At 62.0% G+C, this 23,634-nt stretch carries 23 protein-coding genes; 2 read left to right on the plus strand and 21 right to left on the minus strand.

The features are described 5' to 3' along the window. Nucleotides 1-80: 80 nt before the first annotated feature. The 5 genes from AC07VH_RS22105 to rpsF all read right to left on the minus strand — a co-directional run bounded on the left by AC07VH_RS22105 (nt 81) and on the right by rpsF (nt 3,107). Complete coding sequence (locus AC07VH_RS22105; RefSeq protein WP_071322553.1) at nt 81-1,466, minus strand: replicative DNA helicase; 1,386 nt, start codon at nt 1,464-1,466, stop codon at nt 81-83. Between the two features lie 135 nt (nt 1,467-1,601). Then, nucleotides 1,602-2,057 (minus strand): 50S ribosomal protein L9, encoded by a 456-nt coding sequence (gene rplI / locus AC07VH_RS22110; RefSeq protein WP_034783456.1) that lies wholly within the window; start codon nt 2,055-2,057, stop codon nt 1,602-1,604. Nucleotides 2,058-2,084: 27 nt separating this feature from the next. Continuing rightward, complete coding sequence (rpsR, locus tag AC07VH_RS22115) at nt 2,085-2,375, minus strand: 30S ribosomal protein S18 (RefSeq protein WP_010400024.1); 291 nt, start codon at nt 2,373-2,375, stop codon at nt 2,085-2,087. A gap of 25 nt (nt 2,376-2,400) precedes the next feature. Continuing rightward, entirely contained in the window at nt 2,401-2,700 is a 300-nt protein-coding gene (gene priB / locus AC07VH_RS22120) for a primosomal replication protein N (RefSeq protein WP_086144118.1), read from the minus strand. A gap of 20 nt (nt 2,701-2,720) precedes the next feature. Then, nucleotides 2,721-3,107, minus strand: coding sequence for a 30S ribosomal protein S6 (gene rpsF / locus AC07VH_RS22125; protein WP_010400028.1), 387 nt, complete (start codon nt 3,105-3,107; stop codon nt 2,721-2,723). Between the two features lie 275 nt (nt 3,108-3,382). Here rpsF and lexA point away from each other — a divergent pair, with 275 nt between their 5' ends. Continuing rightward, nucleotides 3,383-4,018, plus strand: coding sequence for a transcriptional repressor LexA (gene lexA, locus AC07VH_RS22130; RefSeq protein WP_475415637.1), 636 nt, complete (start codon nt 3,383-3,385; stop codon nt 4,016-4,018). Nucleotides 4,019-4,083: 65 nt separating this feature from the next. Here the strand turns inward: lexA and AC07VH_RS22135 are convergent, their stop codons facing one another. The 16 genes from AC07VH_RS22135 to leuC all read right to left on the minus strand — a co-directional run bounded on the left by AC07VH_RS22135 (nt 4,084) and on the right by leuC (nt 22,138). After that, nucleotides 4,084-5,325 (minus strand): cystathionine gamma-synthase family protein, encoded by a 1,242-nt coding sequence (locus AC07VH_RS22135; RefSeq protein ID WP_489630184.1) that lies wholly within the window; start codon nt 5,323-5,325, stop codon nt 4,084-4,086. Nucleotides 5,326-5,368: 43 nt separating this feature from the next. Next, nucleotides 5,369-6,892, minus strand: coding sequence for an amidophosphoribosyltransferase (gene purF, locus AC07VH_RS22140; protein ID WP_475415570.1), 1,524 nt, complete (start codon nt 6,890-6,892; stop codon nt 5,369-5,371). A 39-nt stretch (nt 6,893-6,931) separates the two neighbouring features. After that, complete coding sequence (locus AC07VH_RS22145) at nt 6,932-7,420, minus strand: CvpA family protein (RefSeq protein ID WP_251350435.1); 489 nt, start codon at nt 7,418-7,420, stop codon at nt 6,932-6,934. A gap of 20 nt (nt 7,421-7,440) precedes the next feature. Further along, nucleotides 7,441-8,445: an SPOR domain-containing protein gene (locus AC07VH_RS22150; RefSeq protein ID WP_494788978.1), complete on the minus strand. Its 1,005-nt coding sequence runs from the start codon at nt 8,443-8,445 to the stop codon at nt 7,441-7,443. Between the two features lie 24 nt (nt 8,446-8,469). Further along, nucleotides 8,470-9,768, minus strand: coding sequence for a bifunctional tetrahydrofolate synthase/dihydrofolate synthase (gene folC / locus AC07VH_RS22155; protein ID WP_494788979.1), 1,299 nt, complete (start codon nt 9,766-9,768; stop codon nt 8,470-8,472). Between the two features lie 101 nt (nt 9,769-9,869). Next, complete coding sequence (gene accD / locus AC07VH_RS22160; protein ID WP_010400390.1) at nt 9,870-10,742, minus strand: acetyl-CoA carboxylase, carboxyltransferase subunit beta; 873 nt, start codon at nt 10,740-10,742, stop codon at nt 9,870-9,872. Nucleotides 10,743-10,939: 197 nt separating this feature from the next. Next, entirely contained in the window at nt 10,940-11,737 is a 798-nt protein-coding gene (trpA, locus tag AC07VH_RS22165; protein ID WP_494788980.1) for a tryptophan synthase subunit alpha, read from the minus strand. 86 nt (nt 11,738-11,823) lie between these two features. Then, complete coding sequence (gene trpB / locus AC07VH_RS22170) at nt 11,824-13,074, minus strand: tryptophan synthase subunit beta (protein ID WP_475415575.1); 1,251 nt, start codon at nt 13,072-13,074, stop codon at nt 11,824-11,826. After that, nucleotides 13,067-13,750, minus strand: coding sequence for a phosphoribosylanthranilate isomerase (locus AC07VH_RS22175; protein WP_475415576.1), 684 nt, complete (start codon nt 13,748-13,750; stop codon nt 13,067-13,069). Before AC07VH_RS22175 ends, trpB begins: the two co-directional genes overlap by 8 nt. A gap of 22 nt (nt 13,751-13,772) precedes the next feature. Next, nucleotides 13,773-14,603: a tRNA pseudouridine(38-40) synthase TruA gene (gene truA / locus AC07VH_RS22180; RefSeq protein WP_071076099.1), complete on the minus strand. Its 831-nt coding sequence runs from the start codon at nt 14,601-14,603 to the stop codon at nt 13,773-13,775. Between the two features lie 146 nt (nt 14,604-14,749). Further along, nucleotides 14,750-17,311 (minus strand): motility hub landmark protein FimV, encoded by a 2,562-nt coding sequence (locus tag AC07VH_RS22185; protein WP_494788981.1) that lies wholly within the window; start codon nt 17,309-17,311, stop codon nt 14,750-14,752. 183 nt (nt 17,312-17,494) lie between these two features. Further along, nucleotides 17,495-18,622, minus strand: a complete 1,128-nt coding sequence (gene asd / locus AC07VH_RS22190; protein ID WP_494788982.1) for an aspartate-semialdehyde dehydrogenase — start codon at nt 18,620-18,622, stop codon at nt 17,495-17,497. Between the two features lie 45 nt (nt 18,623-18,667). After that, on the minus strand, nt 18,668-19,738 hold the full coding sequence (gene leuB / locus AC07VH_RS22195) for a 3-isopropylmalate dehydrogenase (RefSeq protein WP_409028109.1): 1,071 nt from the start codon (nt 19,736-19,738) through the stop codon (nt 18,668-18,670). A 10-nt stretch (nt 19,739-19,748) separates the two neighbouring features. Further along, nucleotides 19,749-20,396, minus strand: coding sequence for a 3-isopropylmalate dehydratase small subunit (gene leuD, locus AC07VH_RS22200; protein ID WP_436553080.1), 648 nt, complete (start codon nt 20,394-20,396; stop codon nt 19,749-19,751). 51 nt (nt 20,397-20,447) lie between these two features. Beyond that, nucleotides 20,448-20,570 (minus strand): entericidin A/B family lipoprotein, encoded by a 123-nt coding sequence (locus AC07VH_RS22205; protein ID WP_010400408.1) that lies wholly within the window; start codon nt 20,568-20,570, stop codon nt 20,448-20,450. Nucleotides 20,571-20,734: 164 nt separating this feature from the next. Beyond that, nucleotides 20,735-22,138: a 3-isopropylmalate dehydratase large subunit gene (gene leuC, locus AC07VH_RS22210; RefSeq protein ID WP_475415581.1), complete on the minus strand. Its 1,404-nt coding sequence runs from the start codon at nt 22,136-22,138 to the stop codon at nt 20,735-20,737. A 312-nt stretch (nt 22,139-22,450) separates the two neighbouring features. On the opposite strand from leuC, the gene AC07VH_RS22215 reads away from it, so the two are divergent. Beyond that, nucleotides 22,451-23,587 (plus strand): S41 family peptidase, encoded by a 1,137-nt coding sequence (locus tag AC07VH_RS22215; RefSeq protein WP_494788983.1) that lies wholly within the window; start codon nt 22,451-22,453, stop codon nt 23,585-23,587. Nucleotides 23,588-23,634: the final 47 nt, after the last annotated feature.

Raw genomic sequence — 23,634 nt, forward strand, 5'->3', positions numbered from 1 at the left:
AGCATTGAGTCGTGTTATTTACTACAGAAAGCCGCCCCGTATGAGGGGGCGGCCAATGGAATTGCCAGTGCTGCTGAGTCTTAGTCGCCTTGGTAAAGCGCCAGGCCACCACTGTAATTGCCAAATTTGGTGTACTGCCCCATGAAGGTGAGGCGGATGCTGCCGATTGGGCCGTTACGCTGTTTACCGATGATGATTTCGGCCGTTCCCTTGTCCGGCGAGTCGGGGTTATACACCTCGTCGCGGTAAATGAACAGGATCACGTCGGCATCCTGCTCGATAGCGCCCGATTCGCGCAAGTCGGACATGACAGGACGTTTATTGGGACGTTGTTCCAGCGAGCGGTTCAGCTGGGACAGCGCGATCACGGGACAACCGAGTTCCTTCGCCAGGCCTTTCAAGCCCCGCGAAATCTCGGAAATCTCCGTGGCGCGGTTGTCGCCCGGGGTATTGGCCGACATCAGCTGCAAGTAGTCGACGATGATCAGGCCCAGCTTGCCGCACTGGCGCGACAGGCGGCGCGAGCGGGCGCGCAATTCGATCGAGTTGAGCGCCGGCGTTTCATCGATGTACAACTGCGCGTCGTTCATCTTCTGGATCGCATTCGTCAGGCGCGGCCAGTCCTCGTCGTTCAGGCGGCCCGTGCGCAGGCGGTGCTGGTCCAGCTGTCCGACGGAGCCGAGCATACGCATGGCCAGCTGGGCGCCGCCCATCTCCATCGAGAACACGGCCACGGGCAAGCCGCTGTCGATGGCCACGTTCTCGCCGATGTTGACGGAAAACGCCGTCTTGCCCATCGACGGACGGCCCGCCACGATCACCAGGTCGCCCGGCTGCAGACCCGAGGTCATGCGGTCGAGGTCGATGAAACCGGTGGGCACGCCCGTGATTTCACTCTGGTTGTCGCGGCTGTACAGCTCGTCGATGCGCTCGACCACCTGCGTCAGCAGGGGCTGGATGGCGGTCCAGCCCTGGGCGCCGCGCGCGCCTTCTTCGGCGATGGCGAAAATCTTCGATTCGGCCTCGTCAAGCATCTGCTTGACTTCCTTGCCTTGCGGGCTGAAGGCCGTGCCGGAGATATCGTCGGCGACGGTGATGAGTTTACGCAGCACGCCGCGGTCGCGCACGATCTCGGCGTAGCGCCGGATGTTCGCGGCCGATGGCGTGTTCTGCGCCATGGCGTTCAGGTAAGCGAGTCCGCCCACGTCCTCGGCCTTGCCGAGCTGGGTCAGGGTTTCAAAAACAGTAATGACATCGGCTGGCTTGGAAGCGTTAACCATCTTGACGATTTGCTCGAAGATGATGCGATGGTCATAGCGATAGAAATCCTCCGCATGCATGAAGTCGGCGATGCGGTCATAGGCGGCATTGTCGCGCAGCAGACCACCGATGACGGATTGTTCTGCTTCGATCGAATGCGGCGGAATACGGAGGGAATCCAGTTGCGGATCAGAGGGGGCGTTCATGGCGCGAATTATACCCGCTTCGGCGTGCCGGCAAAAATAAAGGGCTGAAAATGAGCGAAAAAAAGGCCACAAAAAAGCCGGGCGAACCCGGCTTTTCATAGTGCGGCAGCGCTTGCGGGCCAGGCCCGCAGACGATTACGCGTTCGCGTCTGGAACGACAGCGATCACCACTTCCACGACCACGTCGGTGTGCAGAGCAACCGAAACGTTGTGCTCGCCAACGATCTTCAGCGGGCCGGTAGGCATGCGGATTTGTGCTTTTTCAACAGCAAAACCTTGCTTGGTCAGCGCTTCAGCGATGTCGAAGTTGGTGACGGAACCGAACAGACGGCCATCGACGCCAGCTTTTTGAGCAACTTGAACGGTCAGGCCGCTCAGTTTTTCGCCCTGGGCTTGCGATGCGGCCAGTTTGGCGGCAGCAGCTTTTTCCAGTTCGGCGCGCTTGACTTCGAATTCAGCCACAGCGGTTGCCGTAGCACGACGTGCCAGGCGTTGCGGGATCAGGAAGTTACGTGCGTAACCGTCTTTGACTTTGACGACTTCGCCGAGGTTACCGACGTTTACAACTTTTTCTAACAGAATGATTTGCATAGTTCTTCTCCAGGAATATCTGACCGATTAAGCGTGGTGCAGATCGGTGTATGGCAGCAGCGCGAGGAAGCGAGCGCGCTTGATTGCGGTGTCGACTTGGCGCTGGTAGTGCGCTTTGGTACCGGTCAGGCGTGCTGGCATGATCTTGCCGTTTTCCTGGACGAAGTCTTTCAGCGTGTCGACGTCTTTGTAGTCGACTTGCTCAACGTGAGCTGCCGTGAAGCGGCAGAACTTCTTACGTTTGAACAAAGGGTTTTGCTGTTTGCGTTTTTCTTTAAGCTTGAGCTTATTTTTGTCGAACTTTTTACCGAATGCCATGTCAGGCTCCTGTATCTAAAATGCGCTAGTCGGGAATGACTGCACTAAAATCAATGATGTGAAACACCAAACTCTTGCTGTTGCGGCTCTTCCTGGCCAGGAAACCCGTGAACTGATACACCCCGCCCAAGCTTGCCTGACTGAACCGGCCTGAAATTTCGCCAGCGGCTAGCGCGGCAACATCAAACTCGGTCAAACGGGCAATCCCTGCTTCCATCTGCTGCGAACTGTGTTGCAATACTGCATTCACAATCGGCAGCCCTGCCGGGGTATAGCGCAATATTTCGCGCTCGGCAATGATGGCGGTGACTTGTAGCTGGTTCAGCGCACGATCCTGGTCAAAAATTAAGCGGCTGCGGCTGGAGCGGCTGCTGGTGCTTCGGTGCGGTGGCTTTTGGCCGCGTCTTCGCGTTGTACCGATTTCATCATCGGCGAAGGAGCTGTTTCAGCTTTCTTCATTTTAACGGTCAGGTGACGCAACACGGCATCATTGAATTTGAATGCTGTTTCCAACTCGACCAGGGTCTCGTTGTCGCATTCGATGTTCAGGCAGATGTAGTGTGCTTTAGGCAGCTTTTGGATCGAGTAAGCCATTTGGCGGCGGCCCCAATCTTCCACGCGGTGAACCGAACCGCCGCGGGTGGTTACGCTGGCTTTGTAGCGTTCGATCATCGCGGGCACTTGCTCGCTTTGGTCCGGATGGACGATAAAGACTATTTCATAATGACGCATGCAAACTCCTTCAGGTCGGATTGATAATCGCCCACCCCGGCGTCAAGACGGGTGTGGGAAGGTCAGCCGAAGATTATAACCGCCTTTTGCAAACGTTTCAATCATTGCTTGCGCCAGCGCCCGAAAAGACCGCGCGCGAACGCGCTTTCCGCCCATGGACAAGTATTTCTTGCGAAATTCGCCGAAAACACGCAAATCCCCTTGCATAGTGGGCGATACTGTACAAAAATACAGTCTGTTCATATAGACAGCATTTCAGTATGCACCCACCGCTCATGATCAAGCTGACAGCACGACAAGAACAAATCCTGAACCTGATCAAGGACGCGATTGAAAACACGGGCTTTCCTCCCACCCGTGCCGAAATCGCCAATGAACTGGGTTTCAAATCGGCCAACGCGGCCGAAGAGCATTTGCAGGCCCTGGCCCGCAAGGGCGCCATCGAGATTTCGCCCGGCACCTCGCGCGGCATCCGCCTGATCGGCGCGGCGGCTGAAGCCCTGCCATCGAAAGTGCCGGCAGCGCTGCTGATGTCGCTGCCCCTGATCGGCCGCGTGGCGGCAGGCTCGCCCATCCTGGCACAGGAAAACCTGGAAGCGAGCTACAACGTGGACCCGGCCCTGTTTTCGGCCAAGCCCGACTTCCTGCTGAAGGTGCGCGGCTGGTCCATGCGCGACGCCGGCATCATGGATGGCGATTTACTGGCCGTCAAGAAGGTCGACAGCGCCAAGAACGGCCAGATCGTCGTCGCCCGCATCGGCGACGAAGTCACCGTCAAGCGCTACAAGAAGACGGGTTCCGTGATCGAACTGTTCCCGGAAAATCCCGACTTCAAGGTCATCACCGTATCGCCGGAAGATGAATTCGCCCTGGAAGGGCTGGCCGTCGGACTCATGCGCAGCTGGCATTAAACGACTGCACGAAAAAAGGGCCGCAACAGCATGACTGTTGCGGCCCTTTTCATTTATCCGGCGACTTATACATCGAGTGCCTGGCGGAAATCCTCGAGCAGATCCACCTCGTCCTCGATGCCGACGGAGACGCGGATCAGCGATTCGGCGATACCCATGCTGGCACGCCGCTCGGCACCCATCTCATAGAAGATCGTGTGGGCGACGGGAATGACCAGGGTGCGCGTGTCGCCGAGGTTGCTCGCGGGAATGGCCAAATTCAAACGATTGAGGAAATCGAAGCAGTCGATGCCATCCTTGAGTTCAAAGCTGAACAGGGAGCCATAGCTGCGGAACAGGTCGCTCGCCAGCGCATGCTGCGGGTGCGACGCCAGACCCGGGTAATGCACGGCCGCCACGCGCGGATCGGCGGCCAGCATGGTGGCCAGGGCCAGGGCGTTCGAGCAGGTGCGGTCCATGCGCAAGGCCATGGTTTCCGCGCCGACGGCGATATGGTGCGCCGCTTCCGGCCCCAGCGAGGCGCCGAAGTCGCGCAAGGCCTTGGCGCGGATTTGCGCGATACCCCATTGCGCCGGCGCCGCCTTCTTGTAGTTCTCAAAGATGTTCGGATACTGCGTCCAGTCGAACACGCCCGTGTCCGTCAAGCTGCCGCCCAGCGCATTGCCGTGGCCGCCGATGGATTTCGTCAAGGCATTGACCACCAGGCCCGCGCCCACGGCTTTCGGGCGGAACAGATACGGCGTCGTCATGGTGTTGTCGACGATGTACAAGATGCCCTTCTCGCGGCACAACTCGCCGATCTTTGCCAGGTCGGCGATCTGCGTGCGCGGATTGGCGATGGTTTCCACGAACACGATGCGCGTGGCCGGCGTGATGGCGGCCGCCACGTTGGCCACCTCGGTGGCGTCGACGAACGATACATCGATGCCCTGCCCCGTCACCGTTTGCCACAGGCTGTTGGTGTTGCCAAACAAAAAGGCCGACGACACCACATGGTCGCCCGCGCGCAGCAGCGACTGCACCACGGCGCCGATGGCGCCCATGCCGGTGGCGAAGCACAGGGTGGCCACGCCATCTTCCATCTGGTTGACCTTGTCTTCCAGCGCGGACACGGTCGGGTTGCCCTGGCGGCCATAGCGGAAGCCCGGCTCCTTGCCCTGGAACACGGAAGCGAGCTGGCGCGCATCGCCATAGCCGAACGCGACGGAAGTGTGCACGGGCTTGTGCAGGGAGCCGTGCTCGATGCCCTTGCGGCGGTCGTTATGCAGGATGGTGGTGGTAAAGCCGTAGTTTTTTTTATCGTTCATGATCGCGGAGCAAAAAAAGCCCGGCGCTAGCCGGGCAAGATAATTACGCTTCTGTCGTGGCCAGGTTCAGGTTCAGCTGGGAACGCGGCGTATCTTCGGGCGCCGCCGCCTTCGGATGGTGGCGCGCATATTCCAGGCGGTCCAGGTATTCCTGCGACACGTCGCCCGTCACGTAGACGCCGTCGAAACACGAAGCCTCGAAGTTGACCAGGGCCGGGTTGACGTCGGCGATCGCCTGCTTCAGGGCGCCGATATCCTGGTAGACCAGGTAATCGGCCGTGATTTCGCGGCACACTTCTTCCGTCGTGCGGCCGTAGGCGATCAGCTCGTCGCGCGTCGGCATGTCGATGCCGTACACGTTCGGGTAGATGACCGGCGGCGCGGCCGAGGCGAAGATGACTTTCGTCGCGCCCGCTTCACGCGCCATCTGCACGATTTCACGGCTGGTGGTGCCGCGCACGATGGAATCGTCGACCAGCAACACGACTTTATCCTTGAACTCGGACGGGATCGCGTTGAGCTTCTGGCGCACGGATTTCTTGCGCGCCGCCTGGCCCGGCATGATGAAGGTACGGCCGATGTAGCGGTTCTTGATGAAACCTTCGCGGTACTCGATGTTCAGCGCCATGGCCAGTTGGATGGCGGCCGGACGCGAGGAATCGGGAATCGGCATGACCACGTCGATATGCACGCCGGGCAGTTCGGTGCGGATCTTCTCGGCCAGGTATTCGCCCATTTTCAGGCGCGTGGCGTATACGGAGGCGCCGTCGATGACGGAATCGGGACGGGCCAGGTAGACGAACTCGAACACGCATGGGTTCAGGCTGGCGTTGTCGGCGCACTGGGCGCTATGCAATTGCTTGTCGGCGTCGATAAAGACGGCTTCGCCGGGACCGATGTCGCGCACGAAGCGGAAGCCCATGCCTTCCAGGGCCACGGATTCGGAAGCGATCAGGTATTCGGGTCCCTGCTCCGTTTCATTGATGCCCAGGCACAGCGGGCGGATGCCGTGCGGGTCGCGGAAGGCCAGCAAGCCCACGCCGGCGATTTGCGCGACGGCGGCGTAGCCGCCCTTGACGCGGCGGTTCAGTACGGTAACGGCCTTGAAGATGGCTTCCGGGTCCAGGTTCAGGCCCGTCGTCGCTTCCTGGATTTCATGCGCCAGCACGTTGAGCAGCACTTCCGAATCGGAATCGGTATTGATGTGGCGGCGGTCGTTCTTGAACATTTCCAGCTTCAACTGTTCCCAGTTGGTCAGGTTGCCGTTGTGCGCCAGGGTGATGCCGAACGGCGCATTCACATAGAACGGCTGCGCTTCCTCTTCGCTCGACGAACCGGCCGTCGGATAGCGGCAATGACCGATGCCCGAATTGCCTTGCAGCGAACGCATGTTGCGCGTACGGAAGACGTCACGTACGAGGCCGTTGGCCTTGTGCATGGAAAACATACTGCTGTGATTGGTCGCAATCCCTGCCGCATCCTGACCGCGATGTTGCAGGAGCAACAATGCATCATAGAGCAATTGATTGACAGGTTGATGGGAAACGACGCCGACGATGCCACACATGGTGTGCTCCTAAACTGTGCTACTGATTTTAAAAAAAATTCAAAATTTCACATGCTGCGCGTAAGCGGCAGGCAGATAAGGCTTGATGGCGCGCGCGCCCTGCTCCGCGAGCGGGCTGAGCTGCGCGTTTTTCCAGAATGGCTGCTGCGGTATGGACGTCATGCCACACAAGATGACGGCGGTCAGCACGATCACAAGGCCCCGCGCCACGCCGAACAGGCTGCCCAGGGTGCGGTCGGCCAGGCTCAGGCCCGTCACCTTGACGAGGGCGTCGACCGTCATGGACAGCAATCCCATCAAAATGCGCACGCCGATGAACAGCACCACGAAGGCCAGCAACAAACGGATCGCTTCGCCCGGCACGGCTTCCGGCAGGAACTTCGCCAGGGTGGCGCCATAGGCGTTGGCAATGACGAACGCCACGACCCAGCTGACCAACGACAGTATTTCCTTGACCAGGCCGCGCATCATGCTGATCAGCACGGACGTCACCAGCACGAACAGCACCAGGTAATCGAAGATCGTCACGCGCGTTCAGCCTTGCAACATCACGCCGGTACCAGGCTGCCGCCCAGGCCCAGCTTTTGCAGCTTGGCGCGGGTCTTTTCGGCGTCTTCACGGCTGCCAAACGGCCCCACGCGCACGCGGATGCGCTCGCCCGCCGGGCTGGAGACTTTCTGCGTGTACGACTTGATGCCCGCTTCGCGCAGCTTGTCCTGCAATTCATCGACCTTGTCCTGCGTCGCCAGCGCCGCCACCTGCACCACGAACTTGCCGCTGCCGGCGTCGTGGGCCTTGTCTTGCGCTTTTTCTTGTGGCTTGTCTTGCGGCTTGCCTTCCAGGATAGCCAGCGCGCGCGCGGCATCGTCGGCCGATTGCGCCGGCTTGGCAGGCTTCGCTTCGGGCTTGGCTTCCGGTTTTACCTCATGCTTGGGTTCCGGCTTGGACTCGGGCTTGGGCTCGTGTTTCGGCTCCGGCTTGGCTTCGTGCTTCGGCTCGGATTTCGGTTCCGGTTTCGGCTCCACCTTGACAGGTTTCGGTTCGGGCTTGGGCTCGTGTTTCGGTTCCACGTAGGCCGGCTTGACCGGCGCAGGCTGGGCGGCGGCCAGCACGGGGGCCGGCGCCGCTGCCGGCTTGGCCGCGGGCGGCAGCGGCGCGTCGACGATTTCCTCGGACTGGTCCAGGCCATCCGCTGCGGCCCGGGCCGGAACGGCCGGCACGGGCGCCGGCGCAGGCACCGCCTTTTCCTTCGACGGAATGTCGATGGCGATATCGTTGAACGGCGCTTTCGGCTCGGAATCGAGCAGCATCGGCAAGCCGACGGCCACGCCCAGGGCCAGGGCGATGGCCCCGACCAGGCGGCGGCGTGCGCGCTTTTTTTCAGGCAAGACCGGGTCCGGCGCTTCCTTGCCGCCACGGCGCGAACCGCCACCACCGGAGGTGTTGGCGGCGCGCTTGCGGGTCGGCGACTGCGCTTCGCCAGGGACATAAAAGCCGCTGTCTTCGCCAGAGGATTCTTGCTTGTTTTTAAACAGTTTCGAGAACAAGCCCATGCGTGATTTTCAGTCGAGTGCGTTTCAGTGAAGTGAGGATTTTCGGGCCTTCATCACGCCGGCAACGGTGAGGAAAGAACCAAAGACCACAATTCTATCATTCTCACCGGCCCGGCTCATTGCATTTGCAAAAGCTTGTGCCGGATCATCGAAAATAGACACAGTATGCTCGCTGCTGTCGGGCTTATCTTCGAGCATGATCTGCACCTTGGCGGCCAGTTCGGAAGCCGTGGCCGCGCGCGGCGAAGGCAGGCCCGCCAGGCACCAGTGGTCGACGTGCTCGCTCATCGCGGCCAGCACGCCATCGATATCCTTGTCCTGCATGGAGCCGAACACGGCATAGGTGTACGGGTGGAAACCCATATTGCCCAGGTTCTGGTTCAGGGCCGACGCCGCGTGCGGGTTGTGCGCCACGTCGAGGATCACACTGGGGCGGCCAGGCAAGACCTGGAAGCGGCCCGGCAGCTCCACCGTCACGAGGCCCGTGCGCACTTCCTGCGCGCCCACGGGCAGTTTCAGCTTCAGCACTTCCAGCGCGGCCAGCACGGCCGTCGCATTGAGGATCTGGTTGGCGCCGCGCAAGCTCGGGTAGGCCAGCGAATTGCGGCGCTGCTCGCGCCCGCCGTAGTTCCACTGCTGCTTGTCGCCCGAATAGTTGAAATCGCGGCCCATCAGCCACAGGTCGGCGCCGATGGCCTCGGCATGGTCGATCAGCGACTGCGGCGGCACGGGATCGCTGCAGATGGCTGCCTTGCCCGGACGGAAGATGCCGGCCTTTTCAAAGCCGATCGCTTCGCGCGTGTCGCCCAGATAATCCGTGTGGTCGATATCGACGCTGGTGACGATGGCCACGTCGGCGTCGATCACGTTGACGGCGTCCAGGCGCCCGCCCAGGCCCACTTCGAGGATGGCCACGTCGAGCTTGGCCTGCGACAGCAGGTGCAGGATGGCCAGGGTGGTGAATTCGAAATACGTGAGCGGCGTGTCGCCGCGCACGGCCTCAACCGTCTGGAAGCTGGCGACGATCTGTTCGTCGCTGGCCATCTCGCCCAGCACGCGGGCGCGCTCGTTGAAGTCGAGAAAATGCGGCTTGATGTACAGCCCCACTTTGTAGCCGGCACGCAACAGCACGGATTCCAGCATGGCGCAGGTGGACCCCTTGCCATTCGTGCCCGCCACCATGATCACGGGACAGGTAAAAGCGAGCTGCATGCGTGCCTTGACGGCTTGCACGCGGTCCAGGCCCATATTGATCTGGGTTTCCGAATGGCGGTTTTCCAGCAGGGCGAGCCAGTCCGGCAAGGTGGTGGGGAGGTTTTGCATGGGAGACTTCTTGATGAGGAGACAGTGCGCGAGGCGCGGAGACGGTGTTGCGTGGCAACCGGGCGGATCCGCAGGACACCGCCCGGCCTGTTACGTTGGCGTTACGCCAAGACTTCCACAGCCTGGTTTTGCAGCAAGGCCAGCAGACGGGCGATTTCTTCGCGCATCTTGCGGCGGTCGACGATCATGTCGACGGCGCCCTTGGTGACGAGGAACTCGGCGCGCTGGAAGCCTTCCGGCAGTTTTTCGCGCACGGTGTTTTCAATCACGCGCGGGCCGGCAAAGCCGATCAGGGCTTTCGGTTCGGCGATGACCACGTCGCCCATGAAGGCGAACGAAGCGGACACGCCGCCCATGGTCGGGTCGGTCAGCACGCTGATGAATGGCAATTTCTTTTCGGACAGCTTGGTCAGCATGGCCGTGGTTTTCGCCATCTGCATCAGCGACAGCAAGCCTTCCTGCATGCGCGCGCCACCGGTGGCGGTGATGCAAATGAAAGGCACTTTCTGCTCCAGCGCGATCTGCGCGCCGCGCACGAAGCGCTCGCCCACGACGGAGCCCATGGAACCGCCCATGAATTCGAATTCGAAGCACGCCACGACCACTGGCAGGCTCATGATGGCGCCGCCCATGACGACCATCGCATCCGTCTCGCCCGTCGCTTCCATGGCGGACTTCAGGCGGTCCGGGTATTTCTTGCTGTCCTTGAACTTCAAGGTATCGACGGGCAGGATTTCCTGGCCGATTTCATAGCGGCCGCCCGCGTCGAGCAGGCTGTCGAGGCGTTCGCGCGCGCGGATGCGCATGTGGTGGTCGCATTTCGGGCACACGTGCAAATTCGATTCCAGATCCGTACGGTACAGCACGGCTTCGCACGACGGGCACTTGACCCACAGGCCTTCCGGCATGGTCTTGCGCGCGGCGGCATCTGAACGCTGGATGCGCGGTGGCAGCAGTTTTTCCAACCAACTCATATTTTCTCCTTGGGCCCTTGTAGGGGTAGCGTCGGTGGACGCCCCCGGCAGACGGTCAACGGCGACGCCCCGCGGGGCGCCACCCAAAATTTTATCTATTGCACAATAACAGGCAAATCAGTGGCCGAAGTGTAGCCGTTTATCGCCGGGCTGTCGAACTTTGCCGCCAACGCATCTTGCGTAAACGGCAAGCTTGCTCAGGCGTCCAGTGCGGCGCGGATGCTTGCCGTAAAGCTGCGCACGGCATCGACGGCGCCCCCTTCCGGCGCATTTTCTATCTCCTGGATGATGCGGCTGCCGATCACGACGGCGTCGGCCACCTTGGCAACGGCCTTGGCCGTGGCGCCATCGCGGATGCCGAAGCCCACGCCGATGGGTAATTTTACATGCTGGCGGATGGCCGCGAGGCGCTCTGCCACCTGTTCCGTATCAATGTTGCCGGCGCCCGTGACGCCTTTCAGCGACACATAATAGCTGAAGCCGCCGCCAACCTTGGCCACTTGCGCGATGCGCTCTTCCGTCGAGGTGGGCGCCAAGAGGAAAATCAGGTCGAGGCCCGCCGCGCGCATGGCGCCGGCAAATTCCTCGCACTCTTCCGGGGGATAGTCGACGACGATGGCGCCATCGGCGCCGGCCGCTTGCGCTGCATCAATAAACGCGGCACTGCCGATGCGTTCGATGGGATTGGCATAGCCCATCAGCACCACGGGCGTCGTCTGGTTCGTTTCACGGAACTGGCGCACATAGCCGAACACGTCGTGGATGCCGACATTGAATTTCAAGGCCCGTTCGCAGGCGCGCTGGATGACAGGGCCTTCGGCCATGGGGTCGGAAAACGGCACGCCCAGTTCCAGCACATCGGCGCCGCCCTCGACGAGCGCGTGCATGAGGGGCACGGTGGCGTCGGGGCCGGGGTCGCCGGCGGTGATGAAGGTGACCAGGGCGGTCTTGTTGTTGGATTTTAAATTGGCGAAGGTGGTGGCGATACGGGACATGGTGAGCTTTCTTTATCGGTGGAGGATGTCGGATTACGCGCTTGCGCGCTAATCCGACCTACGCGTTATTGAGAATTGACAGTTGTTTAACTGAAATTCAATCCCATGCGCTCCGCCACGGTATGCATGTCCTTGTCGCCACGGCCCGACAGGTTGGCCAGCACGATCTGGTCTTTCGGCAAGGTAGCCGCCAGCTTGGCCGCGTAGGCCAGCGCGTGCGACGATTCCAGGGCCGGGATGATGCCTTCGATATGGCAACAGTCGTGGAAAGCCTGCAGCGCCTCGTCATCCGTGATCGACACGTATTGCGCGCGGCCGGAATCTTTCAGCCACGCGTGTTCCGGGCCGACGCCCGGATAGTCCAGGCCGGCCGAGACGGAATGCGTCTCGATGATCTGGCCGTTGTCATCCTGCAGCAGATAGGTGCGGTTGCCGTGCAGCACGCCCGGGAAGCCGGCCGTCAGCGATGCCGAATGCTTGCCCGTGTCCAGCCCTTCGCCGGCCGCCTCCACGCCGATCAGTTTGACCTCTTTCTGGTCGATGTACGGGTAAAAGATGCCCATGGCATTCGAGCCGCCGCCGATGCAGGCCAGCACGTAGTCGGGCTGGCGGCCCGTCATTTCCGGCATCTGCACCAGGCATTCCTCGCCGATCACGGACTGGAAGTCGCGCACCATCATCGGATACGGATGGGGGCCGGCCACGGTGCCGATGATATAAAAGGTGTTTTCGATGTTGGTGACCCAGTCGCGCATGGCTTCGTTCAGCGCGTCCTTGAGGGTCTTCGAACCCGATTCGACGGGCACGACGGTCGCGCCCAGCAATTTCATGCGGTACACGTTCTGCGCCTGACGCTTGACGTCTTCGCTGCCCATGTAGACCACGCATTCGAGGCCGAAGCGGGCGCAGATGGTGGCCGTGGCCACGCCGTGCTGGCCGGCGCCCGTCTCGGCGATGATGCGCGGCTTGCCCATGCGCTTGGCCAGCAGGGCCTGGCCGATCACGTTATTGATCTTGTGCGCGCCCGTGTGGTTCAAGTCTTCGCGCTTGAAATAGATTTGCGCGCCGCCCGCCATCTGGGACCAGCGCTTGGCGTGGTAGATGGGCGACGGGCGGCCGACGAAGTGCTTCAGCTCGTAGCGGAATTCTTCCAGGAATTCCGGATCGGCGCTGTAGCGCGCATAGGCGTCCTTCAGCTCGGCCAGCGCATGCGTGAGCGTTTCGGCCACGAAGGAGCCGCCGTACGGGCCGAAATGGCCGCGCAGGTCGGGAAACGGGTAATCGGTGGCGTGGAACAATGCGGCGGCTGCGCCGGGCGCTGTGGTATGGTCATTCATGGTGGTTTCCTCTGGCAATGATGGCATCGGCATCCCCCACCGCGGCGATGAACGCGCGGACTCGGGATGCGTCCTTGATGCCCTTGGACGCTTCGACACCACTGCTGATGTCGACGGCGTAAGGGCGCACGCGCACCACTGCGTCAGTCGCGTTTTGTACGCTCAAGCCACCACTTAAAACGACCCGAGGCGCGAGTTCTTCTGGAATGAGGGACCAATCGAATACCTTTCCTGCACCGCCATACGCATCCACATAGGTATCGAGCAAGAGGCTCGAGAACAAGGGGCTGGCGGCGCGATAGCGCTGTTCGTATTCTAGCAAATCTTCAAAGCTGGTGTCGGGTTTGACGCGGAACACTTGCGTAAACGGCGTCTGCACGGCGCCGGCGAGCGCCGCGCTGTGCTCGGGCGTCTCGTCGCCGTGAAATTGCAGCAGCGACAAGGGCGCCACGGCCCGGGTCGCCCGCACTTCTTCCACGGATGCATTGACGAACAGGCCCACCGTCGTCACATACGGGGGAACGGCGGCGATCAAGCTGGCGGCCTGCCCGGGCGTCACGTAACGGGGGCTTTTCGGATAAAACACGAAGCCGATGGCGTCGGCACCCGCCGCCACGACAGCCTGGATGTCTTCGACGCGGGTCAGGCCGCAGATCTTGATGCGTGTGCGTGGCATGGCTATCCTTTATTGATGCAGATCAAAACCAGGGCAAGGCGCTGCTGCTGTCTTGCGGTAATTCCCATTTCGGATCGTAATCGATCTGCGCCAGATACAAGCCGTCCGGCATGAAGGTGGGCGCCGCCGCGTGGCGATCCTTACTTTCAAGCAAGTGCCCGAGCCAGTCCGGCTTTTCCCGTCCCGTGCCGATATACACGAGCGAACCGACCAGGTTGCGCACCATGTGGTGCAGGAAGGCATTGGCCGTAATGGTGAAAATCACACAATCACCGCGCCGCTCGATGCGGATGTCGTGCATCAGCTTGACAGGCGACTTGGCCTGGCATTGGGCGGCGCGGAAGGCCGTGAAATCGTGCCAGCCCAAGAGCGGCTGCACGGCTTGCCGCATCAGTTCCACGTCCAGCGGACGGAAAAAGAAACCGGCGCGCCCTTCCACCAGCGGCGAACGGGTGGCGTTGTTATACAACACATAATGATAAGTACGCGCGCGGGCGCTGAAACGGGCGTGGAAAAAGTCATTGACCGTCGGATCGCCTTCGAGTTCCTTGGCCCAGCGCACGGCGATCGATTTCGGCAGGAAGGCGTTGACGCCGCGCACCCAGGAGTGCACGTCGCGGTTCAGTTCCGTATCGAAATGCACCACTTGCTCAAGCGCATGCACGCCCGTGTCCGTGCGGCCGGCGCAGGTGGTGGCTAGGCGCACGCGGGCAAACTGCTCCAGCGCGTTTTCCAGCTGGTCCTGCACCGTCTGCCCATCTTCCTGTTTCTGGTATCCGTGCCAGGCCGTGCCATCGTACTGCAGGCCGAGGACGATACGCTTGAATGGCGTTGCTGTCGTAATATTTTGCATCGAAGCATTATACCGGCGCAAAGGCGGCCCCGCCTCCCGGCCACACAAGCGCCTGAGACGGCATTCAGGGCCAGGCGCGCGGTCGAAGACAGTACGAATAGTACGGCGAGACCGTGCAACGCCGCCATGGACGTCGTATCAGGTGCTTAGCTCAGCAAAGCTCGCATGGTATTCGCCTTGGCAACCTGCTCTTCGCTGCCGCCCTTGATGACCTCATCGATCAGCTCGCGCGCGCCTTCCTTGTCGCCGATTTCCTGGTAAGCGATCGCCAGGTCCAGCTTGGTATCCATTTCCATGTGGATGGCCGACAGCGGGTCGTCCACGCCCACGCTGGCCGTCTTGCCGTCGTTGAGGTCCAGGTCGATGCCGGACAGATCGAACTCTTGCGCAGGCGGGATGGCCTCCGGCAAGGTGGCCGGCGCCTGCGCATCGTCGAACAGGCTGTCGATCGACGGTTCGGCCGCCGCGACGGGAGCGGCAGCCGGCGCCACGGGTTCGTCGAGGTCGAAATGGGCCAGGTCCACGTCTTTCAACGGATCAGGCAATGGCGTCAAGCCGGCGCCCACGCCATTGACGGGGCCGGCAGGCGGCTCCAGGTCCAGGCCGAAATCCATGCTGGCGTCATACTGCACATCGTGCGCATCGTGCGTATCGTGCGCGGCCGGCTGCGGCTTGCTGTCCGGCCCCGGCATGACGATCGGGTCGCTGGTGGAAACGGGCTCGAAATCGAGGCTGTCGAGGTCAAAATCGAGGGGATCGCGCGCATCGCGGGCCGCCACGGAGGCCACCGGCTCGGCCGGCGCCAGGTCGGCCAGCGGCGCAGGAACCGGCAAATCGTCGGGCAAGTCCATGCTCTGGCCATGCACGTCGCCACCGGCACCCTTGCTCAGGCTGACCACGGCGTCGTCTTCCGTATCGCCATACAGGGGGTTGGTGGGATCGAGCGCCAGGCCCAGCGCGGCCGCCTGCGGCCACTCTTCGCCCTGGCCCCGCGTCAGGCTGTACAGCTCGCTGGCCTGGTCTTCAAACGCGCGCACGTCGTTGCGGGCCGAATAGATTTCCAGCAGCTTCAGGCGGGCCGCATGGCGCTCCGGGTGGATGCGCAAGGCTTCCTTGAGGATATCTTCCGCCTGGCCATCGCGGCCATAGGCGATATACACGTCCGCTTCGGCGACCGGGTCGGTTTCATTCGCGTCGAGCATGCTGGCGCCCGCCGCCGCGGCCACGCCGGCAGCGGCGGCGCCCGTACCGAACAGATGGTTGCTCGCTTCGGACTGCTGGTCTTCCGGCGCCAGGCCGGACGGCGGCGCGACGGGTGGCTCCGGCTCGAACACGGGAGCCACGCTCTCCGGCGCGGGCGGTGCATCCTTGCGGCGGCGCGCGACCACCAGCGCCGCCACGGCGGCCAGCAGCGCGGCGAGGCCGATGCCGATGGCGCCCAGGTGGTCATTGATCTTGTCGGTAATCGTCGGTTCCAGCGGCGACGGTTTCTTCACCAGCGGCACCGGTTTCGCCTTGGGCACGGGCGGCTGCGCCTCGGCCGGCGCGCTGGCGATGGCGCTGGCCGCTGCGCTGGCAGCGGCCTCGGCCGGTTTGGCCGGCGCCGGGGCGCTCTTGTCGGCCATGGCCTTGCTCTTGACCGCCATCAACTTTTCCAGGTCGCTGACGTTCTTTTCCAGCTCCTTGACGCGGGCAGCGGCTTCATCGACCTGTTTCGCCTTGGCGATCTTGTCTTCCTCGCTGGCGACGGCGCTCTTGCCGGCCGACTTGGCCGCCGGCTCCGCCTTCGACAGTTTCAGCTTGTCTTGCGACTCGCTCACGGCCGTCGGCTTTTCCTGCACCTTGGTCGCACCGATCTTGCCGGCCGTGCTTTGCGTCGCTTGCGCGGCCTTGGCCGGCTTGCTTTGCGACACCTGACCTGCCAGCTTGTTGCGGTAGGCTTCGAAATCGATGGCGTGCGCCGTCACGATGCCCTTCGCTTCAGCCGCACCGGTGGCGCGCACGGCGTCCGCGCCCGGCACGGCGAGGATGCGCCCGGCCTGCATGCGGTTCATGTTCTCGCCCTTGAAGGCGTCGGGATTGGCGCGGTACAGGGCGACGAGCATCATGTCGAGCGACACGCCCGAAGGCTTCAGTTCGCTGGCGATGCGGCTCAGGGTGTCGCCCGTCTTGACCTTGTATTCCCCGGCCGGTTTTTTCGCCGCAACTGGCGCAGCATCGGCCGCCGGCTTGGCCTTGCCCGGCTCGACTGGCGCCGTCACTTGCGCGCCGCGCGTCTGGCGCGCTTCCGGCGTGTCGAGCACGAATGCGTATTCGCGCACCTGGCGACCGCTCTTGCCGCTCAATTCCAGCAAGAGATCCACCATGGGCTCGGCCACCGGCTGCGCCGAGCTGATGCGGATGAAGGGCTTGCCATTGCGGTTTTCCACGGCAAACGTCAAGGCGTTCAGCGCGGGATTGAATTCCACGTTGGCCTGGCGGTAGGCCTCCGGCGGCGCCAGCTTGGCCAGCAGGCTGGCTGCCTCGCCTGGCTTGACGGCCGATAATTCGACCTCGGCGCGCAGCGGCTGGCCGGCGGCGGACAGCACCGTGATCTTGCCCAGCTCGGCTGCGGATGCCGCCGGTGACAATAACACCGCGCAGGCGACAGCGCTGCTGAGCGTTTTGATGGCAAGGGAGGCGACCCGGGGACGAGTGTGTACAGGCATAGTTGGCGGCATCTTAGTTGACATGGGAAAACTGTTACTTTTCCAGAGGTATCAACATATCATCATGCCCAGAGCTATGCAAGCTCCGCATGGTTGAGCCTTGACGGGTCCGGCACGAAAAAAAAGCCGGGAAAACAGCCCCGGCTTGATCTGCATCAGCAATTGATTGCTGATTTATGGCTGTTACGCATCCAACAAAATACGCAGCATGCGGCGCAGCGGCTCGGCCGCGCCCCACAGCAGCTGGTCGCCCACGGTGAACGCGGACAGGTATTCACCGCCCATGCTCATCTTGCGCACGCGGCCGACGGGAATCGTCAGGCTGCCCGTGACGGCCGCCGGCGACAGGTCGCGCACGGACGCTTCGCGCGTGTTCGGCACGAATTTCACCCATTCATTGTTGCTGGCGATGATGTCGTTGATTTCATCGAGCGGCACGTCTTTCTTCAGCTTGATGGTCAGCGCCTGCGAATGGCAGCGCATGGCGCCGATGCGCACGCACAGGCCGTCGACGGGAATTTCCTTGGTGCCAAAGTCGATGCCGCGGCCCAGGATCTTGTTCGTTTCCGCGCCCGCCTTCCACTCTTCCTTCGACTGGCCGTTGCCCAGGTCCTTGTCGATCCATGGAATCAGGTTGCCGGCCAGCGGCGCGCCGAATTGCTTGATTTCGTCCGGGGAATAGCCGTGCTGGGTGGCCAGCACCTGGCGGTCGATTTCCAGGATGGCGGAAGCGGGGTTTTCCAGCAAGGCCTTGACAGCGCTGTTGATGGTGCCAAATTGCGTCAGCAGTTCGCGCATGTGCTGCGCACCGCCGCCCGAAGCCGCCTGGTAGGTCATCGACGTCATCCAGTCGATCAGGTCGTGCTGGAACAGGCCGCCCAGGCCCATCATCATGCACGACACGGTGCAATTGCCGCCGATGTAGTTCTTGACGCCCTTGCCCAGCGCATCCTTGATGACGTGCAGGTTGACGGGGTCGAGCACGATGACGGCGTCTTTTTCCATGCGCAGGGTCGAGGCCGCATCGATCCAGTAGCCGTTCCAGCCGCTAGCGCGCAGCTGCGGGAACACAAAGCTCGTGTAGTCGCCGCCCTGGCAGGAAATGATGATGTCGCACTTGGACAGTTCGGCGATGTTGTTGGCATCCTTGAGGATGGTTTCATTCTTCGCCATGGCCGGCGCGGCGCCGCCCGTGTTCGACGTCGTGAAAAACACCGGTTCGATGTGGGCGAAATCGCCCTCTTCCTGCATGCGCTGCATCAGGACTGAACCGACCATACCGCGCCAACCTACCAAGCCAACTAATTTCATTACCATTCCTCAAGATGAGACGGCGACTGCCGTCATTGAAATATTTTATCCTAATGCACGTACTACGGCATCGCCCATGGCCTCGGTACCGACCAACGTGGTGCCCGCCTCGTGGATGTCGGCCGTGCGCAGGCCCTGCGCCAGCACCTGCTTGACGGCGCCCTCGATGCGGTTTGCCTGCTCTTCGCGGTTGAGCGAATAGCGCAGCATCATGGCGGCCGACAAGATCGTCGCCAGCGGGTTGGCGATGCCCTTGCCCGCGATATCGGGCGCCGAACCGTGCGACGGCTCGTACAGGCCCTTGTTGTTGGCGTCCAGCGAAGCGGACGGCAGCATGCCGATCGAGCCCGTCAGCATGGCGGCCGCGTCCGACAGGATGTCGCCGAACATGTTGCCGGTCACCATGACGTCGAATTTCTTCGGCGCCCGCACCAGCTGCATGGCCGCGTTATCGACGTACATATGATCGAGCGCCACATCGGGGTATTCCTTGTGCACGTCGATGACGATGTCTTTCCAGAACTGGAAGGTTTCCAGCACGTTCGCCTTGTCCACGCTGGTCAGGCGCTTGTCGCGCTTTTGCGCCGCCTGGAACGCCACGTGGGCGATGCGGCGGATTTCGCCTTCCGCATAGCGCATGGTGTCGAACCCTTCGCGCTGGCCCTTGAACGGACCGTCCGGACACTCGCGCACGCCGCGGGGCTGGCCGAAATAGATGTCGCCCGTCAATTCGCGGATGATCAAAATATCCAGGCCGGACACCACTTCCGGCTTCAGGGTCGAGGCGCCCGCCAGTTCCGGATACAAGATGGCCGGACGCAGGTTGGCGAACAGGCCCAGGTTCTTGCGCAGGCCCAGGATCGCCTGTTCCGGACGGAACTGGCGCTCGAGGTTGTCGTACTGGTAGTCGCCGACGGCGCCGAACAGCACGGCATCGGCCGCTTTCGCCAGGGCCAGGGTGCCTTCCGGCAAGGGGTGGCCATGGGCCGCATAGCCGGCGCCGCCCACGGGCGCCGTTTCCAGCTCGAACGATTCGCCCAGCACATTCAAGACCTTGACGGCTTGCGCGACGATTTCAGGACCGATGCCGTCGCCGGGTAAGATTGCAATTTTCATGGAATGATCTTTAGATAACGTTGGCCAGCCAAGGCTGATTGGTCAAATGCCGTTCTTCGAAGGCGCGGATATCGTCGGCGTGGCGCAGGGTCAGGCCGATATCGTCGAGCCCATTCATCAGGCAATATTTGCGGAAGGCATCGATCTCGAACGGATACGAGACGGAACCGTTGCTGGTGCGCACGCACTGCTGTTCCAGGTCCACCACCAGCTTGTAGCCGGGGAAGGCCTTGACTTCATTGAACAGGTGCTCGACCTGGCTTTCCGACAGCACGATGGGCAGCAAGCCGTTCTTGTAGCAGTTATTGAAGAAGATGTCGGCAAACGAGGGCGCGATGATGGCGCGGAAGCCATACTGGTCCAGCGCCCACGGCGCGTGTTCGCGCGAGGAGCCGCAGCCGAAATTCTTGCGCGTGAGCAAGATCGAGGCACCCTGATAGCGCGACTCGTTGAGCACGAACTCGGGGTTCAGCGGGCGGCGGCTGTTGTCCTGGCCCGGTTCGCCATGGTCGAGGTAGCGCCATTCGTCGAACAGGTTGGGGCCGAAGCCGCTGCGGTGGATCGATTTCAGGAATTGCTTCGGGATAATCGCGTCGGTGTCGACGTTGGCGCGGTCCAGCGGGGCGACCAGGCCTTCGTAAATCGTAAATTTATCCATGCTGTTTCTACTCGGTAAGACGCGCGGCGCGGGGCGCCGCCACGTCACGGTTTATTTTCCGCCGGCGCCAGTGACGACCTGGCCGACTTTCTGCACATCGCGGCCGATGCCGGAGACGGTGTTGCAGCCGGACAAGATGACGGTGGCGATGAGGAGGGCGAAGAGTTTTTTCATGATGAGTTCGTATGCGTATGTTTGAGAAAGCCGGAAGCGTCAGTGTAACCCAGCGGCTTAAAGCTGGGGTCAGTCCTTACGGATCGGAATTTTTCTCACTGAAAAAAATTCCCCCGGCGGGTCTGACCCCTGATTTCCGCTGCGTTGCCACGCAGATCTTCAGCTTATCGCAATCCCCGCACGTCGACAAAGTGGCCCGCGATACCGGCCGCCGCCGCCATCGCGGGCGACACCAGGTGGGTACGACCGCCCTGCCCTTGCCGGCCTTCGAAGTTGCGGTTCGACGTGGACGCGCAGCGCTCGCCCGGTTCCAGACGGTCCGCATTCATGGCCAGGCACATGGAACAGCCCGGCTCGCGCCACTCGAAGCCGGCATCCTTGAAGATGCGGTCGAGTCCCTCGCGCTCGGCCTGGTCTTTCACCAGGCCGGAACCGGGCACCACCAGCGCCAGGGTCACGTTCGAGGCGCGGTACTTGCCGCGTACCACGGCGGCGGCCGCGCGCAGATCCTCGATGCGCGAATTGGTGCAGGAACCGATGAAGACCTTGTCGATGCGGATGTCCGAGATCGGCGTGTTCGGCTTCAGCGCCATGTAGACGAGCGCCTTTTCGATGGCGTCGCGCTTGACGCTGTCTTTCTCATTGTCCGGATCCGGCACGCGGCCATCGATGCCGACCACCATCTCGGGCGAGGTGCCCCAGGTCACTTGCGGCTCGATCTCTTGCGCGTTAAGCGTGACGACGAGGTCGAAGCGGGCGCCCGGGTCCGAATGCAGGGTGCGCCAGTAGGCGACGGCGCGTTCCCAGTGCGGGCCGGCCGGCGAAAACGGACGGCCCTTGACGTAATTGATGGTGGTGTCGTCGACGCCGATGATGCCGGCGCGCGCGCCCGCCTCGATGGCCATGTTGCACACCGTCATGCGGCCTTCCATCGACAGGGCGCGGATGGCCGAGCCGCCGAACTCGATACAGTAACCGGTGCCGCCGGCCGTGCCGATCTTGCCGATGATGGCCAGCACGATGTCCTTCGCCGTCACGCCCGCCGGCAGAGCGCCGTCGACCTGCACCAGCATGGACTTCGATTTCTTTTGCAGCAAGGTCTGCGTGGCCAGCACGTGTTCCACTTCGGACGTGCCGATGCCGTGCGCCAGCGCGCCGAACGCGCCGTGCGTGGATGTGTGCGAATCGCCGCACACGACCGTCATGCCGGGCAGGGTCGCGCCCTGTTCGGGGCCGATCACGTGCACGATACCCTGGCGCTTGTCGTTCATATTGAAGTAGGTCAAGCCGTAGTGCTTGGCGTTCTTATCCAAGGTTTCCACCTGCAGGCGCGAGACGGGATCAAGAATGCCGTCGACCCGGCTGGTGGTGGGCACGTTATGGTCGGCCACGGCCAGGTTGGCGGAAATGCGCCACGGCTGGCGACCCGCCACGCTGAGGCCATCGAAGGCTTGCGGGCTGGTGACTTCGTGCAGCAAGTGCCGGTCGATGTACAAAATTGTCGTGCCATCATCTTCGGCCCGAACAACGTGGGATTCCCAGAGTTTGTCGTAAAGCGTCTTCATCATGATTTATGCAGCGTTGCCACAGCCTGTAGTAAGTGATCAAGTGATACCAGGTCATACGGTGATCCACAAGGATTATGCCATATATTGGACGACACAGAACCGAAACAGGCAAAAGCGTGGGATTGGCGATACAAAGTTTGGCTACATTGTTGGATATGAGCTGGAAATTGCCGATATCGGCATATCGGCGACATGGCGGCCCCATCTGCGTGCAGGCCGCCGAACGAGCCACGGCGCGGCCAGGAATTGATACTTTTTCTTTAATTTTTCGTGTATTGTATTTCGACAACAATTTCAGGAAAGACTGTACTGATGAGACTGTGTTTTTTTGCCGCCACGCTCCTGGCTACTTTGACAGTCAGCCATACGCAAGCGGCCACACCGGGCGAGACCTGCCTGCAGGACTTGCGCGTCCTTCCCGCCTTTTTGCTGGAAAACGATACTGGCGCGCGCCAGCATCTGGCACAAAAAGGTCAAGCGTATTTCGATCAGGCATTGGCCAGCGCCAGCACCGCGGCGGCCAGGGTGAACGATGAGGCTGCCTGCAATACGGCACTGTCCGGTTACCTGAGCCAGTGGCGCAAAGGCCACCTGCAGATCATGCCGACCGGTGCGCTGAAGCATACGACACCAGTTGCAGCACCATCCTCAACCGCCGCGCCAACGGCCACCACCGATGACAGGGCGCCATCGCTGCAGCTGCTGTCGCCGCATACGGCGCTGCTGACCTTACCGAGTTTTTTCCCCGGGTACGCCGGGCTCATCACTGATTTACTGGAAAGCAAGCGCGACGAACTGGCCAGCCGTCGAAACTGGATTATCGATGTGCGGCGCAACGACGGCGGCAGCGACAGCACATATGCGCCCTTGCTGCCATGGCTAGCTTCAGGCGAGAGCGTCAATATCGGTGGTGAATGGCTGTCCACGCCGGCCAATATCGCCAGCCAGGAAAACATCTGCGCGCTGTACGCTCCAGGCGATGCCACCTGCACGAAATATATGGCACTGGCCGTCACCCGCATGCGCAGCGTGCAGCCCGGCCAGTTCGTGGCGCAAAGCACCAACGGGCCTGTCAGCTATGCGAGTGTGTCTGGCCAGGCAGTACAGCCGTCCAGGGTGGCGGTACTGGTCGACCGCGACTGCGCCAGCTCCTGCGAAGAATTCCTGCTGGCGGCGCGGCAAAGCTTTCATGTGAAATTGATCGGCCGCAACAGCGGTGGCGCGCTCGATTATTCGAACCTGCGCATGCAATCCCTGCCTTCAGGCCTGCGCCAGTTGGCCTACGCCACCTCGCGCTCGGCCCGCCTGCCGCAGCTGCAGGTGGACCTGGGCGGCATCATGCCCGACATCTACCTGCCGCCGCCGAAGGACGAGGCGGAGCGCGCCCAGGAAATCGTGCGCGTGCAGCGCTGGCTGGAAGGCGGCACGCTGCGACCGGACGGCGCATAAAAAAAGCCCGCTGCGCAATCTCCGCAGCGGGCTTGATTTTTCCAAGC

Source organism: Janthinobacterium sp. GW821-FHT03C10 (assembly GCF_059420865.1).

Bases quoted from the DNA above. Each gene is read 5' to 3' on its own strand.
- AC07VH_RS22105 (WP_071322553.1), bottom strand. From the start codon at position 1,466: ATGAACGCCCCCTCTGATCCGCAACTGGATTCCCTCCGTATTCCGCCG.
- rplI (WP_034783456.1), bottom strand. From the start codon at position 2,057: ATGCAAATCATTCTGTTAGAAAAAGTTGTAAACGTCGGTAACCTCGGC.
- rpsR (WP_010400024.1), bottom strand. From the start codon at position 2,375: ATGGCATTCGGTAAAAAGTTCGACAAAAATAAGCTCAAGCTTAAAGAA.
- rpsF (WP_010400028.1), bottom strand. From the start codon at position 3,107: ATGCGTCATTATGAAATAGTCTTTATCGTCCATCCGGACCAAAGCGAG.
- lexA (WP_475415637.1), top strand. From the start codon at position 3,383: ATGATCAAGCTGACAGCACGACAAGAACAAATCCTGAACCTGATCAAG.
- AC07VH_RS22135 (WP_489630184.1), bottom strand. From the start codon at position 5,325: ATGAACGATAAAAAAAACTACGGCTTTACCACCACCATCCTGCATAAC.
- purF (WP_475415570.1), bottom strand. From the start codon at position 6,892: ATGTGTGGCATCGTCGGCGTCGTTTCCCATCAACCTGTCAATCAATTG.
- AC07VH_RS22150 (WP_494788978.1), bottom strand. From the start codon at position 8,445: ATGGGCTTGTTCTCGAAACTGTTTAAAAACAAGCAAGAATCCTCTGGC.
- folC (WP_494788979.1), bottom strand. From the start codon at position 9,768: ATGCAAAACCTCCCCACCACCTTGCCGGACTGGCTCGCCCTGCTGGAA.
- accD (WP_010400390.1), bottom strand. From the start codon at position 10,742: ATGAGTTGGTTGGAAAAACTGCTGCCACCGCGCATCCAGCGTTCAGAT.
- trpA (WP_494788980.1), bottom strand. From the start codon at position 11,737: ATGTCCCGTATCGCCACCACCTTCGCCAATTTAAAATCCAACAACAAG.
- trpB (WP_475415575.1), bottom strand. From the start codon at position 13,074: ATGAATGACCATACCACAGCGCCCGGCGCAGCCGCCGCATTGTTCCAC.
- AC07VH_RS22175 (WP_475415576.1), bottom strand. From the start codon at position 13,750: ATGCCACGCACACGCATCAAGATCTGCGGCCTGACCCGCGTCGAAGAC.
- truA (WP_071076099.1), bottom strand. From the start codon at position 14,603: ATGCAAAATATTACGACAGCAACGCCATTCAAGCGTATCGTCCTCGGC.
- AC07VH_RS22185 (WP_494788981.1), bottom strand. From the start codon at position 17,311: ATGCCTGTACACACTCGTCCCCGGGTCGCCTCCCTTGCCATCAAAACG.
- asd (WP_494788982.1), bottom strand. From the start codon at position 18,622: ATGAAATTAGTTGGCTTGGTAGGTTGGCGCGGTATGGTCGGTTCAGTC.
- leuB (WP_409028109.1), bottom strand. From the start codon at position 19,738: ATGAAAATTGCAATCTTACCCGGCGACGGCATCGGTCCTGAAATCGTC.
- leuD (WP_436553080.1), bottom strand. From the start codon at position 20,396: ATGGATAAATTTACGATTTACGAAGGCCTGGTCGCCCCGCTGGACCGC.
- AC07VH_RS22205 (WP_010400408.1), bottom strand. From the start codon at position 20,570: ATGAAAAAACTCTTCGCCCTCCTCATCGCCACCGTCATCTTGTCCGGC.
- leuC (WP_475415581.1), bottom strand. From the start codon at position 22,138: ATGATGAAGACGCTTTACGACAAACTCTGGGAATCCCACGTTGTTCGG.
- AC07VH_RS22215 (WP_494788983.1), top strand. From the start codon at position 22,451: ATGAGACTGTGTTTTTTTGCCGCCACGCTCCTGGCTACTTTGACAGTC.